A 13106-nucleotide genomic window follows, 5' to 3' on the forward strand; every position below is an offset into this window, starting at 1 on the left:
CGGCGACGATGCCGAGTGAGACGACAGCAAGGGTCGCAGCATGTCGAAGCGCTTCAACGAAACCTCCCAGGACAGGGTCACGTTCGGTCGGTGGACCGTCGGCCGGCAGGGACGGGACCGGCTCGGCGACGCCACACGGCGTGTCCTCGACGCCATGGACCACCTGCCCGGCACCCGCTGAGCCGCCGTACCTCCCTCTCCTACGCAAGGGCACCCACCGTGACAGCACCCACTCCGGCTGCCGCACGCCGCCGACGCACCCGCGGGGCCGTGGCGCCGCTCGCCGCCGTCTCCGTCCTGGTCGCCGGCGCGGCCCTGACCGGATGCGGACAGCAGCGCGACCGCGACGTGTACACCGTGATGAACTCCTCGACCGACGAGACCTACCACCGCTGGGACGCGCAGGCGATGGCCCGGTGCGGCAAGCAGCTCGGCGTCACCATCGAGCAGCAGAGCGTCCCGGCCGCGCAGGTGATGACGAAGGCGCTGCGCATGGCGTCCTCGAAGTCGCTCCCGGACATCGTCCAGTTCGACGCCTCCGAGATGCCGACGTTCGCCGAGGCCGGCGGGCTGATCGACCTGAGGACACTGGGCCTGAGCACCGACGACATCCCCCAGGGCATCGTCAACTTCGGCTCGTACAAGGGGACGTACTACGGCGCGGCCCGCTCGGTGAACACGCTCGCGCTGTTCTACAACAAGGACATCCTCGCCAGGGCGGGCCTGAAGATCCCGGGCACCTGGGCCGAGCTGCGCCGGACCGCGCAGAAGCTGACCCACGGCAAGCAGTACGGCCTGGCGCTGAGCGCGGGCGGCGCCGAGGACGGCGTCTTCCAGTTCACGCCGTTCATGTGGTCCAACGGCGGCGACGAAAGGCAGCTCGACGGGCCGCGGGTCGTCGAGGCCCTGGACTTCTGGAAGTCCCTGCTGGGGGACGGCTCGCTGTCGAAGTCGACCGTCAGCTGGACGCAGGCGGACGTCAACGACCAGTTCATGGCGGGCAACGCCGCGATGATGATCAACGGCCCCTGGCAGGTCGAGACCCTGAACACCAAGAAGTCCCTGCACTGGGGTATCGCGCGGATCCCGGTGCCGCAGGCCGGGGACAAGTCCGTGGGCCCCCTCGGCGGTGCCGCGCTCACGGTGCCGAACACCGGGGACAGGGCGCGGGAGCGGATGGCCGGGCGGATCGTCGCCTGCCTGTCCAGTGAGAAGGAGCAGCTCACCTACGCGCTCAACAGCTGGATGGTCCCCGCCAACGAGAAGGCCGCCGCCGTGTGGCGCAAGCGGGTGCCGGAACTGGACGCCCTCGCCGACCAGGTGGCAGCCGCCCGCTCCCGTACGGCCGAGCTCGGTGCCGGCTGGTCGAGTGTGTCGCTCGCCCTGCAGAGCGCCTTCCAGTCGGCCCTGACCGGCGAGTCCAGCAAAGCAGCCCTGACGCGCGCCCAGCAGCGGGCCACGAGCGGGAACTGAGGTAAGCGCACATGACCACGTCCACCGTCACCGTCCCGGCGCGTGCCACGACACGGCAACGGACCGGAACCCCGGATCCGCGGCGGATCCGGCTGCGGCGCCGTCTGGCGCAGTGGGGGTTCGTCGCTCCCGCCGTCGTCTTCATGCTGCTGTTCTTCGGCTACCCGCTCGTCCGCAACGTCGTGATGAGCTTCCAGCACTACACGCCGAAGACCTTCTTCACCGGCGATGCCCCCTTCAACGGCCTCGACAACTGGTCGAAGGTCTTCCAGGACCCGCTGTTCGGCAAGGCGCTGTGGCACACCCTCCTGTTCACCGCCGGCTCGCTGCTCGGGCAGTTCTGCATCGGCCTGGCCCTCGCGGTGTTCTTCAACGGGAGGTTCCCGCTGGGCGGGGTCCTGCGGTCCCTGATCCTGCTGCCGTGGCTGGTGCCCATGGTGGTGTCCGGCGTCGTCTGGCGCCGCATCCTCGACCAGGACACCGGCGTGCTGAACTCGTTCCTGGGCACGTTCGGACCCGGCGGCCACACCCCGTGGCTGACCAGCCCCGGCATGGCCCTGCTGTCGGCGATCCTGGTCAACATCTGGATCGGCATCCCCTTCAACATGGTCATCCTCTACGGCGGTCTGCAGGAGATCCCCAAGGAGCTCTACGAGGCGGCCTCCCTGGACGGCGCCTCCGGCTGGCGGACCTTCCGCTCGATCACCCTGCCGATGCTCAGGCCCGTGATCACGGTCGTCCTGGTGCTCGGCTTCATGTCGACGGTGAAGATCCTCGACCTGATCCTCGCCCTCACCGACGGCGGCCCGGCCGACGCCACCCAGACCCTGGGCACGCTCACCTACCAGAGCTCGTTCGTGCAGCTGGACTTCGGCGCGGGCGCGGTCGTCGGCAACGTACTCATCCTTGTCTCCGCGGTGTTCGCGGTGTTCTACCTGCGGGCCAACCGCACCGAGGGGAAGTGACGTCCGTGGCCTCTCCCACGCCCACGACATCCAGGCGCCGATGGGCATCCACCGTCGCCGGCGTTCTCATCCTGTGCGTGATGCTCTTCCCGCTGTACTGGATGCTCAACACCGCGCTCCAGCCGGGGGCAGGTCTGCTCCAGGTCGACCCGGTGCCGGGCAGCCTGGACCTGTCCGGCTTCTCCAAGGCCCTGACCGACCAGGGCGGTCACCTGCTGACGTCGCTGGTGGTCTCGCTCGGAGCGGTCGTCGTCTGCCTGGCGATCTCCGCCCCGGCGGCGTACGGGCTGGCCCGGTTCGGGCTGCGGGGCTCACGGACGATCGTCTTCGGCACACTGATCACGCAGATGGTGCCGGGCATCGTCATCGCCAACGCCCTGTACAACTCGTACGTCGACCTGGGCCTGGTCAACTCCTACTTCGGCCTGATGCTGGCGGACGCGTCGCTCGGCATCCCGTTCTCCATCGTGCTCATGCGCTCCTTCATGGTCTCGATCCCGGGCGAGGTGATCGAGGCGGCGCAGATGGACGGTGCCGGGCCGGTGCGGACGTTCGTGCGGGTGGTGCTGCCGATGAGCCGCAACTCGCTGATCACCGCAGGGCTGTTCGCCTTCCTGTTCGCGTGGAGCGACTTCATGTTCGCGCTCACCCTCAACACCACGGACCACGTCAAGCCGGTCACGCTGGGCATCTACCAGTACATCGGCGCGCACGTCGGCGACTGGGGCTCGGTGATGGCCGCGTCCGTGCTGTCCGCGGTGCCGGCCGCGATCCTGCTCGTCCTCGCCCAGAAGTACATCGCCGCCGGCATCACCGGCGGTTCCGTCAAGTGACCCACCCACGTGTCGAATGGGCCTCAACGCCATGAGTGACTTCCCCCGCTTCCCGCCCGGCTTCATGTTCGGCGCCGCCACCGCCTCCTACCAGATCGAGGGCGCGGCCCGAGAGGACGACCGCGGTCCGTCGATCTGGGACACCTACAGCCACACCCCCGGCCTCGTGGCCGGCGGCGACACCGGTGACGTCGCCTGCGACCACTACCACCGCTATCCGCAGGACGTGGCCCTGCTGCGGGAGCTGGGCGTGGGATCGTACCGGTTCTCCATCGCCTGGCCGCGCATCGTTCCGGACGGCACCGGCCCGGTGAACCCCAAGGGCCTGGACTTCTACTCACGGCTCGTCGACGAGCTGCTCGCGGCCGGCATCGAGCCCGCCGCCACCCTCTACCACTGGGACCTGCCGCAGGCCCTGGAGACTCCGTCCGAGAGTGGTTCCGCGGGGCGCGGCTGGCGGGTACGGGGGACGGCGGAGCGGTTCGCCGAGTACACGGCCGTGGTCGCCGAGCACCTTGCCGACCGCGTGCCGCGCTGGATCACCCTCAACGAGCCCTGGTGCAGTGCCTTCCTGGGCTATTCCGTCGGCCGGCACGCCCCGGGCGCCCGCGAGGGCCGGGGCGCCCTGGCCGCCGCCCACCATCTCCTGGTCGGCCACGGTCTGGCCGTACGGGCGCTACGGGAGGCGGGAGCACGCGAGGTGGGCATCACCCTCAACCTCGACCACAACCTGCCGGCCACCGGCTCGCCCGCCGACCTGGCGGCTGTCGTCCGCGCGGACACCCAGCACAACCTGGTGTGGACCGAACCGCTCCTCGCGGGCCGCTACCCGGCCACGGAGGAGGAGACCTGGGGCGAACTGATCAAGGAGCAGGACTTTCGGCGGGACGGCGACCTGGAACTCATCTCGCAGCCGCTGGACTTCCTCGGCATCAACTACTACCGGCCGATCGTCGTCGCCGACGCCCGCTACCGCGAGGACGACCCGACGCGGCGCGTGGCCACCGACAACCGCTACGAGGAGCTACGGCTCCCGGGCGTACGGCACACCGCGATGGACTGGCCGGTCGTCCCCGCCGGTCTCACCGATCTGCTGGTGCGACTGAAGAACCGCTACGGCGACGCCCTGCCACCCGTGCACATCACGGAGAACGGCTCCGCGGAGAACGAGGAGGTGAGCCCCGACGGATCGGTCCACGACACCGAGCGCGTGGCCTACCTGCGCGACCACCTCCACGCCCTGCGCGCCGCCATGGACGCCGGCGTGGACGTCCGCGGCTACTACGTGTGGTCCCTCCTGGACAACTTCGAGTGGGCCTTCGGCTACGGCAAGCGCTTCGGGATCGTCCGCGTCGACTACGAAACCCAGCGGCGCACTCCGAAGGACAGCTACCACTGGTACAGGGCGATGATCGCGGCACAGCGAAGGTGACGAGTGCGCCGGGCGCGGGCATGGCACTCGACGATGCCACCGGCCCGGTGTCGTCCGGCAGGAGCGGTTGCTGACGCAGAGGATCGCGCGGGGCCTGAGGACGCGGTCCAGGTCGGCGATCGGCCCGTGCCGGGCCTCGGCGCCGGGGACGCAGATCAGCACGGCGAACAGCAGGACCGCGTCGAATGCGGCGGCCGGGCAGGGGGCCGGCCGATCCCGTCGAACCGGAGAGCGTTCAGGTGAGGGGCAGGCGCATGAGGGTCAGGTCGAGCCATCGGCCGAACTTGGTGCCGACCTCCGGCACGGTGCCGACGTGCTGGAACCCGAACCGTTCGTGCAGTCGGATCGACGCGGCGTTCTCGGCTTCGATGCCGGCGATCATGACGTGGAGGCCCGCGTCCCGTGCCGAGTCGATGAGGGCCGAAAGCAGCGCGGAGCCGATGCCGAGTCCGTGCCGGTCCTCGCGGACGTACACCGAGTCCTCGACCGTGTGGCGGTACCCGTCCAGATCCCGCCAGGGGCCGTAGACGGCGAACCCCGCCACGTCGCCCGCTGTTTCGGCCACGAATGCCGAGCCCCGTTCCAGGTGGGTCGCGAGCCACCTGACGGTCTCCGGGGAGGACTGCGGGGTCTGTGTCCACAGGGCCGTGGAGCGCTCGATCGCGCGGTTGCGGATGGCCCGGATGGCCTCCGCGTCGCCGGGCAGGGCCCGGCGGACGCTGACGGCGGTAGCGCCTCTCTCGTATATTGGATTCATGTCCAACATAGTAGATCCCCTGGTGGGGCGGATCGCGGCCCGGGTCCGCACCGAGCGTGAACGCCGCCGGTGGACCCTGGCCCAGCTCGCGGACGTCTCCGGTGTGTCGCAGGCCATGATCAGCCGCATCGAGCGCGGGGAGAGCAGCCCCACCGCCGTCGTCCTGGGCAAGCTGTCGGCCGCGTTCCAGCTCAGCATCGCCTCCCTGCTGGCCCTGGCCGAAGGGACGCCGGACGACTCGCTGAGCGCGACAGGCGTGCGCCGCCGGACGGACACGGCCGAGTGGCGGGACCCCGGCACCGGTTACCGGCGCCGCCAGATCACCGGACCGCGGTTTCCCGCCGAGGTCGCCGAGATCCGCCTGCCCGCCGGCGCCCAGGTGCCGTACCCGGCGGCCGCCTTCGCCTTCGTGCGGCAGGTCGTCTGGGTCCTGGAGGGCCGTCTGACCTTTCACGACGGCGACACGGTCCACGAACTCGACGCAGGGGACACCATCGAACTCGGGGAGCCCGCCGAGCGCGTCTTCGTGAACACCACCGACACGGAGTGCCGCTACGCGGTGATCCTCACCCGCGGCACGCGGCCGTGACCCGCCCTCTTCCCCGAGGCGGAATTCTGCTCCTCGCCTCCATAGCCGGGACGGCGATCGCGAACAACTACGCCGTCCAGCCCGCGCTCGTGGCCGTCGCCGCCGAACTGGGCGTCCCTCTCTCGGTGATCGGCCTGGTGCCGACCGCCGCGCTCGCCGGCTGCATGACCGGCTTCGCCCTCCTGCTTCCCCTCGCCGATCACCTCGCCCCCAACCGGCTGGTGGCTGTCCAGCTCACCGCCCTGGCCGCCGCCCTCACCCTCGCCGCGACGGCACCCGGTGCGGCCGTTCTCCTGGCCGCGTACCTGCTCATCGGCGCGGCCGCCGGCGTCGCGGCCCAAGCGAGCAACATCGCAGGACGCCATGCGCCGCCCGGGCGCCGCGGAACCGGTGTCGCCACGGTGTCCGCCGGTATGTCGGCCGGTATCCTGCTCAGCCGACTTGCGGGAGGAGCGCTCACCGACATCCTGGGATGGCGGCGGATGCTTCTCGCCTTCGGGGCCCTCGCCCTGCTCGGCGCGATCGCCGCGGCCGCGCTCCTGCCCCGGGAACGGCCTGCCGCCGACCGTGGTTACCGCGCCGCTCTGATGTCACTGCATCCGTTGCCGCGCCAGTTCCCGAAACTGCGGCGCGCGGTGGCCGTGGGCGGACTGTGGTACTTCGCCTTCAACGTCGTCTGGGTCGCCCTCGCCCTCGCCCTGGCCGGGCCGCCGTACTCCCTGGAGCCGACCGCCATCGGCCTGTACAGCCTGGCCGGGCTCCTGGGCTTCGGTGTGCTTCCGCTGACCGGACGACTGGCCGACCGCTGGACCCCGGCCACGGTGATCGTCACCAGCATGCCGGCCGCTGCCGCCGGAACCGCGCTGCTGGCCACCGGCCTGAACAACCCGCCGGTCACCGCGCTCGGCCTCGCCCTCTTCGACGCCGGCTGTTTCGCCGCCCAGGCCGCCAACCTGAGCGGCGTCATCGCGCTCGACCCGCACCGCTCGGGCAGCCTCACCAGCGTCTACCTCGTGCTGTACTTCACGGCCGGTGCCCTCGGCACCGCCCTCGCCGCGCCCCTGCTCGACACCTTCGGCTGGCGGGGAACCGCCCTCACCGCCCTCACGGCGCTGCTCCTCGCCGCCGCCCTCACGCTCGCGGATCGCCTGGCCGCGTGCGGCGGGTGGGGGCGGCGAACACGTCCCGGGTGACGTGGCGACCGCGGGTCGGCGACGGCGTACCGACCGTCGCCGGCCCGGAGACGCGGCGTCCCCGACCGAGGTTCCGCTCGCCCCAGGGCTCATGCTCGATCGCCGCCCTCACCGCCATCTGCCCCGGACCCAGGGCAGCGACCTGGACGCACTCATCGACACCGTCGTCGGGGCGGCCGGAGCCCACCGGCAGCGCGCCGACGACATCGCCCTGCTCGCAGTGCATGTCCTGGGCCGGCGGTGGGGCTTCACAGGCTGCCGGCAGGGCCGGGCGGCAGGTGGACCGTCATGATCAGGTGACAGGTCTCGGTGCCCGCGCCGCGGTAGGTGTGCGGGGTGTCGCCGTCGAACGTGGCGGTCTGGCCGGCTGCGACGGTGTGTTCCGCGCCGTCGACGACCAGGGTCAAGCGGCCCGAGGTGACACTGACGGTCTCCACGACGCCGGCCTGGTGGGGGTGGCTCGGATACTCCTCGTCCGGTTCCAGCCGCCAGCGCCAGACCTCGACCGGTGCGGGGCCGGAGGTGGTCAGCATGAGGCGGGCCTCGCCGCCGCGTTCCCCGGTCCACAGGGGCGCGACGGCGTCGACGGACACGACGCGGACGCGGCCCTCGGCCGGCCCCTGCATCAGCGCGGACACCGAGATGCCGAGGGTGTCGGCCAGCCGCACCAGGGTGGCCAGGTTGGGGTTGCCCTGGGCCTTCTCCAGCCCCACCAGGGCACCCTTGCTGACCTGGGCGCGCCGGCTGAGCTCGTCCAGGGACAGCCCGGCGCGGATGCGGGCCGCCCGGACGTTGTGCGCGACCGACCGCAGGGCGGCGGCTGTCTCGGCCACCTGATCACCGTCCTCATCACCTATGTCTTGACCACTGGAATGTACTGCACGGTCATTCGGTTGACAGGGAATGGTCGGTTCGCTGTACCGTGTGGTCGTTCCATTGACTGCAAGGGAAGTGCTGTGATCGCTCTGCTGCTGGCCCTGGGCAGCTCTCTCGCGTACGGATGCGCCGACTTCCTCGGCGGCCTCGGCGCCCGCAAGGCCCATGTGCTGCGGACCGTGCTGGTCGCGGCCCCGGCCAGTCTCGCGGTCGAGCTGCTGCTGTGGCCGGTGCTCGGTGCCTCGTTCGGCTCCGGGGCCCTCGTCTGGGGCGCCGCGTCCGGGGTCGCCTCGGCCGCCGCGTTCGCCCTGCTCTACCGAACCCTGGCGATCGGCCCGATGAACGTCCTGTCGCCGGTGACCGCGCTGGTCTCCGCCGCGCTGCCCGTCGCCGTCGGGCTGCTGCAGGGCGAGCACCTGACCGCCGCCGGGCTGGTGGGGCTGCCGCTCGCGCTGCTCGCCGTCGTGCTGGTCAGCGCCGGGCAGGGCCCGGGCTCGGCCCGCCCCTCCCGTACGTCGCTCCTCCTGGCCTTCGGCGCGGGCGCGGCCATCGCCCTCCAGCTGATCTTCCTGCACCAGGCGCCTTCGGACAGCGGCCTGGCCCCGCTGATCACCGGCCGGGCCGTCTCCTCGGCGGTCACGCTGGCCGCGGCCGGGCTACTGCACCGCAGGCTGGGGCCGGAGCGCCCGGCGTACGCGATGTCGGCGGCCGCCGGCGTGCTGGACTCGGTGGCCAACCTGCTGTTCCTGCTCGCCGCCCGCAGCGGCGACCTGACCGTCGTCGCCGTGATCACCGCCCTCTACCCGGCCGGCACGGTCCTGCTCGCCCGCGGCGTGCTCGCCGAACGCATCCACCGCGGCCAGCTCGTCGGCCTGGGCACCGCCGCCGTGGCCGTCAGCCTCCTGGCCCTGACCTGAGCCCCGACCCGAGCGGCCACGCAGCCCCCGCCGCCGTGCGCGGCCACGCAAGGAGAACCGCATGCTGATCCACCCCTGGGACGCCGGCCTCGACGAAGCCGAATGGCAGAGCTGGATCGCCGAAGGCCACGACTTCGGCCAGCTGAGCGTCAACGGCCTGCCCGGCCATCCGCCCATGGTCGTCCCCACCCACTTCACCAGCGACGGCACACACCTGCTGATCCACCTCGCCCGGCCCAACCCGGTCTGGCAGACGATCGAGCACGACCCGAACGTCACCTTCACCGTCATCGGCGACTACGCCTTCATCCCCGGCCCCTGGCGCGCCCAGCCCGGCACCGCGCCCACCGATGGCGTGCCCACCAGCTACTACGCGGCCGTGCAGTTCACCTGCCGCGCCCAGATCGTCGACGACCCCGAGGCGAAGGCCGACCTGCTGCGCCGGCAGCTGGCCCATTTCCAGCCCGACGGCGACCACGCCCCCGTCGCCGTGGACCAGCCGCCGTACGGCCGGATGCTGTCCGGCATCCGCGGCCTGCGCCTGGAAGTCACCGACGTGCGGGCCAAGTTCAAGTACGACGACCACAAACCGGTCGAGCACCGCACCGCCGTCGCCGACCGCCTCACCGAGCGCGGCGAGGGCCTGGACGTACCGACCGCGCGGCAGCAGCTCCGCCGCCTGGACCGCAGGGGCCCCTGGACGCCGTGACCTCCAACACCCCACCTACGCAGGCCTGCACGCCGAGAACGGAACCGGAACCCCTTCCCATGACCACCTTCCGCATCGCCCCCGCCGTGGCAGAAGCCTTCCCCACCACCCTCATCGCCCTGGTCACCGCGACCGGCCTGCGCGGCCACGAGCCCTGGCCCCACACCGCCACCGCTCTGGAGGACCTCGAGCAGCAACTCGCCGACGGCACCTGGCGTCCCGCGGACGAGACCGACCCCCGCATCGAGGCCTGGCACACCGCCTACCGCTCCTTCGGCACCAACCCCCGCCGCATCCGCCCCAGCGTCGACGCGCTCGGCCGCCGCCTCGCCAAGAAGGGAAGCCTGCCGCGTATCAACCCGGCCGTCGACTCCTACAACTCCGTCTCCGTACGCCACGCTCTGCCCGCCGGCGCCTTCGACCTGGCCCGCGTCGCCGGCGACGTGGACATCCGCCACGCGGACGGCACCGAGTCCTTCACTCCGCTCGGCGAACCGGACAGCGTCGAGAACCCCAGGCCCGGCGAGATCATCTACGCCGACACCACCGGCGTCCTGACCCGCCACTGGAACCACCGCGACGCCCATCGCACCCGCGTCACCGAGGACTCCACGCACGTCGTCTTCCTGCTCGAAACCCTCCACGCGGACCGGGACGGCGACCTCCTCAAGGTCGCGGCCGACGAGCTGCAGGGGCTGCTCGCCCCGCACGCCGACCGGACCGCCGTGCACCACCTCGGCCCGACCCGGCCCCGGGCCACGGCCTGAGACCTGTACCGGCGTCGTCCGTCACAGGTTGATCATGTGTCCGGCCAGGCCGTGGACCGCCTCCTGGATCGCCTCGCCGAGCGTGGGGTGCGCGTGCACGTTGCGGGCGATCTCGTGGACGGTGAGGTCCCATTGCTGTGCCAGGGTCAGCTCGGGCAGCAGCTCGGTGACGTCCGGGCCGATGAGGTGTCCGCCGACCAGCTCGCCGTACTTCGCGTCGCTGATCAGCTTCACGAAGCCGGTGGCGTCGCCCAGGCCGTGGGCCTTGGCGTTCGCGGTGAAGGGGAACTTCGCCACCTTCACGTCGTAGCCCATGTCACGTGCCTGCGCCTCGGTGTAGCCGAAGCTGGCGATCTGCGGCTGGCAGAAGGTGGCCCGCGGGATCATCGCGTAGTCCAGCTCCATCGTCTCCGCGTTCGCGAGCGTCTCGGCGGCGATCACGCCCATCGCCTCGGCGGCGTGCGCGAGCATCAGCTTGGCGGTGACGTCCCCGATGGCGTAGACGTGCGGAACGTTCGTACGGCAGCGTCCGTCGACGTCGATCGCGCCCCGCTCGGAGACCTGTACGCCGGTGTTCTCCAGACCGTAGCCGGTCACGTTGGGGGCGAAGCCGAGCGCCTGGAGGACCTTGTCGGCCTCCAGGATCTGCGGGGAGCCGTCCTTGCCGGTGACCGTGACGCGGACCCGGGGGCCCGATTCGTCGATGGAGTCCACGCGGGTGGAGGTGAGCGCGTCGATGCCCAGCCTGCGGTACTGCTTGGCGAGTTCGGCGGAGACCTCGGCGTCCTCCAGCGGGGCGAGACGGTCCAGGAACTCGACGATCGTGACCTTCACGCCGTAGCTGTGCAGGATGTAGGCGAACTCGACGCCGATCGCGCCGGCGCCCGCGATGATGATCGACTCCGGCAGCTCCTCGGCGAGGATCTGTTCCTCGAAGGTGACCACGCGCGAGGTGCGCCGGGTGCCGGGCAGCAGCTTGGGTGTGGCGCCGGTGGCGATGATGCAGTGGTCGAATCCGATGGTGCGCGTGTCGCCGTCGAAGCCGGACACCTGGAGGGTGTGCGGATCGAGGAACGTGCCGTGACCGTCGATCTCCGTGATCTTGTTCTTCTTCATCAGGTAGTGCACGCCCTTGACCCGGCCGTCGGCGACCTTGCGGCTACGGCGGAACGCCTCGCCGTAGTCGAAGGACACCTGTCCGTCGACGCGGATGCCGAAGGTCTTCGCCTCGCGGGTGACGATGTGCGCCAGTTCGGCGTTGCGCAACAGGGCCTTGGTCGGGATGCAGCCCACGTTCAGGCAGATGCCGCCCCAGTACTTCCGCTCGACGACGGCGACGCGTTTGCCCAGCTGGGCGGCGCGGATCGCGGCCACATAGCCGCCTGGGCCGGCACCGAGTACCACCACGTCGAAGCGATCGTCCTGCTCGTCCACCATCGATGCCTCCTGCAGTGGGACGCGTGCGGGCTCCGGCCAGAGTTCCCCGTTCGACGCGGGCGGCAAACAGGAGGGTCTTCCCCGGCGGTCGTGGACCTTCACTCGCGCGACCGGGTCGCTTCTCGACGGCCGGCACCTGGTTTACCCTTCAACCATGTGGGTGCCCTGAGGAGGTCGCACCATGGCGGAACTCGGTCCGGCCGACACGGTCGGCATCCTGCGGCAGCCGGGCCTACGGACCCGGCACAGCAGCTCGGGGCTCGGATGGGACCGGCTGTATCTCTCCGCACAGGTGGAGCAGCCCTACCGCGCGGCATTCGCTCCGGCCCCCACCCATCTGCTGATCCTCCACCTCAGCGGCCCCGTCACCGTACGGCGCGGACAGGGTGCGGACAGGCGGTCACGGACGGTCCCGGCCGGTGGGCTCTTCCTGCAGCCGGCCGGCCGGAGTCTCGCCGTCGAGCTGGGTGGGCGGCTGGACACCATCCACGTCTACCTCACGGACGACGCCCTGCGCGACGCGAACGGCGGGCGGCCCGTGGAGCTGACCGAGCAGCTCGGGGCCAGGGATCCACTCGCCGAACAGCTCATGCTCGCGCTGGAGAGCACGGTCCGCTCCTGGGAGCCGGCGGCCCGCACGTACACCGACCAGCTGACCGGGATGCTCGCCGCGCAGCTCGTACGGCGCCACGGTGTCCGCGCGGAGGTGCCTGTGCCCGATCGGTCCGGGCTGTCCGACCGGCAGCTCGCCGCCGTCCGCGACCTCATGCACCGGCGCTTCGCCGAACCGCTGCCGATCGCGGACCTCGCCGCCTCGGCCTCGCTGAGCGCGAGCCAGTTCACCCGGAGGTTCCGGGCGAGCACCGGCCAGTCGCCCCACCAGTTCCTGCTCAAGCTGCGCCTTGAGGCCGCGTGCCGGCTGCTGCGCACCGGCTCCACCCCGATCGCGGAGGTGGCCGTCACCTGCGGGTTCTCCCACCAGGAGCACCTCACCCGGGTGATGCGCGCCCGCCTTGGCACCACCCCGGCCGCGCTGCGGCGCTCCGGCTGAGGAGGCTTCCCACGGCCTTGTGTGCCGGTCTGGCCCAGGAGACTCGCCACGGCCTTGCCGGTCCGGCTGAAGAGGCTCCCCACGGCCGCGTTGCGCCGCTGTGGCTG

At 71.4% G+C, this 13106-nt stretch carries 14 protein-coding genes; 11 read left to right on the forward strand and 3 right to left on the reverse strand.

Annotated features, from left to right (window positions below; all coding sequences use genetic code 11):
• Positions 1-40: 40 nt before the first annotated feature.
• From SRB17_RS45370 to SRB17_RS12385, 5 genes are read left to right on the forward strand one after another with little or no spacing between them, the layout of a single operon-like run.
• Positions 41-181 carry a hypothetical protein gene (locus SRB17_RS45370; RefSeq protein WP_194294002.1) on the forward strand — a complete coding sequence of 47 codons (141 nt, stop codon included), beginning with the start codon at positions 41-43 and terminating at the stop codon, positions 179-181.
• Positions 182-219: 38 nt separating this feature from the next.
• On the forward strand, positions 220-1473 hold the full coding sequence (locus tag SRB17_RS12370) for a sugar ABC transporter substrate-binding protein (RefSeq protein ID WP_323375341.1): 1254 nt from the start codon (positions 220-222) through the stop codon (positions 1471-1473).
• A gap of 11 nt (positions 1474-1484) precedes the next feature.
• Entirely contained in the window at positions 1485-2438 is a 954-nt protein-coding gene (locus SRB17_RS12375) for a carbohydrate ABC transporter permease (protein WP_153537604.1), read from the forward strand.
• A 5-nt stretch (positions 2439-2443) separates the two neighbouring features.
• Positions 2444-3271, forward strand: coding sequence for a carbohydrate ABC transporter permease (locus SRB17_RS12380; protein WP_323375342.1), 828 nt, complete (start codon positions 2444-2446; stop codon positions 3269-3271).
• A gap of 31 nt (positions 3272-3302) precedes the next feature.
• Positions 3303-4703 carry a GH1 family beta-glucosidase gene (locus tag SRB17_RS12385; RefSeq protein WP_153537606.1) on the forward strand — a complete coding sequence of 467 codons (1401 nt, stop codon included), beginning with the start codon at positions 3303-3305 and terminating at the stop codon, positions 4701-4703.
• A gap of 235 nt (positions 4704-4938) precedes the next feature.
• On the opposite strand, the gene SRB17_RS12390 is transcribed toward SRB17_RS12385, so the two are convergent.
• Positions 4939-5460, reverse strand: coding sequence for a GNAT family N-acetyltransferase (locus SRB17_RS12390; protein WP_153537608.1), 522 nt, complete (start codon positions 5458-5460; stop codon positions 4939-4941).
• On the opposite strand from SRB17_RS12390, the gene SRB17_RS12395 reads away from it, so the two are divergent.
• Together SRB17_RS12395 and SRB17_RS12400 are read left to right on the forward strand one after the other, a co-directional pair.
• On the forward strand, positions 5459-6049 hold the full coding sequence (locus tag SRB17_RS12395; protein WP_153537610.1) for a helix-turn-helix domain-containing protein: 591 nt from the start codon (positions 5459-5461) through the stop codon (positions 6047-6049). The two genes, SRB17_RS12390 and SRB17_RS12395, sit on opposite strands and share 2 nt — an antisense overlap.
• Positions 6046-7242, forward strand: a complete 1197-nt coding sequence (locus SRB17_RS12400; RefSeq protein ID WP_323375344.1) for an MFS transporter — start codon at positions 6046-6048, stop codon at positions 7240-7242. The genes SRB17_RS12395 and SRB17_RS12400 overlap by 4 nt, the downstream gene beginning before the upstream one ends.
• Before the next feature lie 248 nt (positions 7243-7490).
• Here SRB17_RS12400 and SRB17_RS12405 read toward each other — a convergent pair whose 3' ends face one another.
• A complete protein-coding gene (locus SRB17_RS12405; protein WP_323375345.1) occupies positions 7491-8075 on the reverse strand; it encodes an XRE family transcriptional regulator in 585 nt (194 codons plus the stop codon).
• A 123-nt stretch (positions 8076-8198) separates the two neighbouring features.
• Between SRB17_RS12405 and SRB17_RS12410 the strand changes: the two genes are divergently transcribed.
• From SRB17_RS12410 to SRB17_RS12420, 3 genes are all read left to right on the forward strand, one after another.
• Positions 8199-9035, forward strand: a complete 837-nt coding sequence (locus SRB17_RS12410; RefSeq protein WP_323375346.1) for an EamA family transporter — start codon at positions 8199-8201, stop codon at positions 9033-9035.
• A gap of 61 nt (positions 9036-9096) precedes the next feature.
• Entirely contained in the window at positions 9097-9744 is a 648-nt protein-coding gene (locus SRB17_RS12415; protein WP_153537612.1) for an FMN-binding negative transcriptional regulator, read from the forward strand.
• A 59-nt stretch (positions 9745-9803) separates the two neighbouring features.
• The gene (locus SRB17_RS12420) at positions 9804-10511 is read left to right on the forward strand and encodes a B3/4 domain-containing protein (RefSeq protein ID WP_153537614.1); all 708 of its coding nucleotides are present in this window, start codon (positions 9804-9806) and stop codon (positions 10509-10511) included.
• Between the two features lie 21 nt (positions 10512-10532).
• Here SRB17_RS12420 and lpdA read toward each other — a convergent pair whose 3' ends face one another.
• On the reverse strand, positions 10533-11945 hold the full coding sequence (lpdA, locus tag SRB17_RS12425; RefSeq protein ID WP_323375428.1) for a dihydrolipoyl dehydrogenase: 1413 nt from the start codon (positions 11943-11945) through the stop codon (positions 10533-10535).
• A gap of 184 nt (positions 11946-12129) precedes the next feature.
• Here lpdA and SRB17_RS12430 point away from each other — a divergent pair, with 184 nt between their 5' ends.
• On the forward strand, positions 12130-12999 hold the full coding sequence (locus tag SRB17_RS12430; RefSeq protein WP_153537619.1) for a helix-turn-helix domain-containing protein: 870 nt from the start codon (positions 12130-12132) through the stop codon (positions 12997-12999).
• The last annotated feature ends 107 nt before the right edge of the window (positions 13000-13106 follow it).

The organism is Streptomyces sp. RB17, from assembly GCF_009604455.1.
GTDB lineage: Bacteria > Actinomycetota > Actinomycetes > Streptomycetales > Streptomycetaceae > Streptomyces.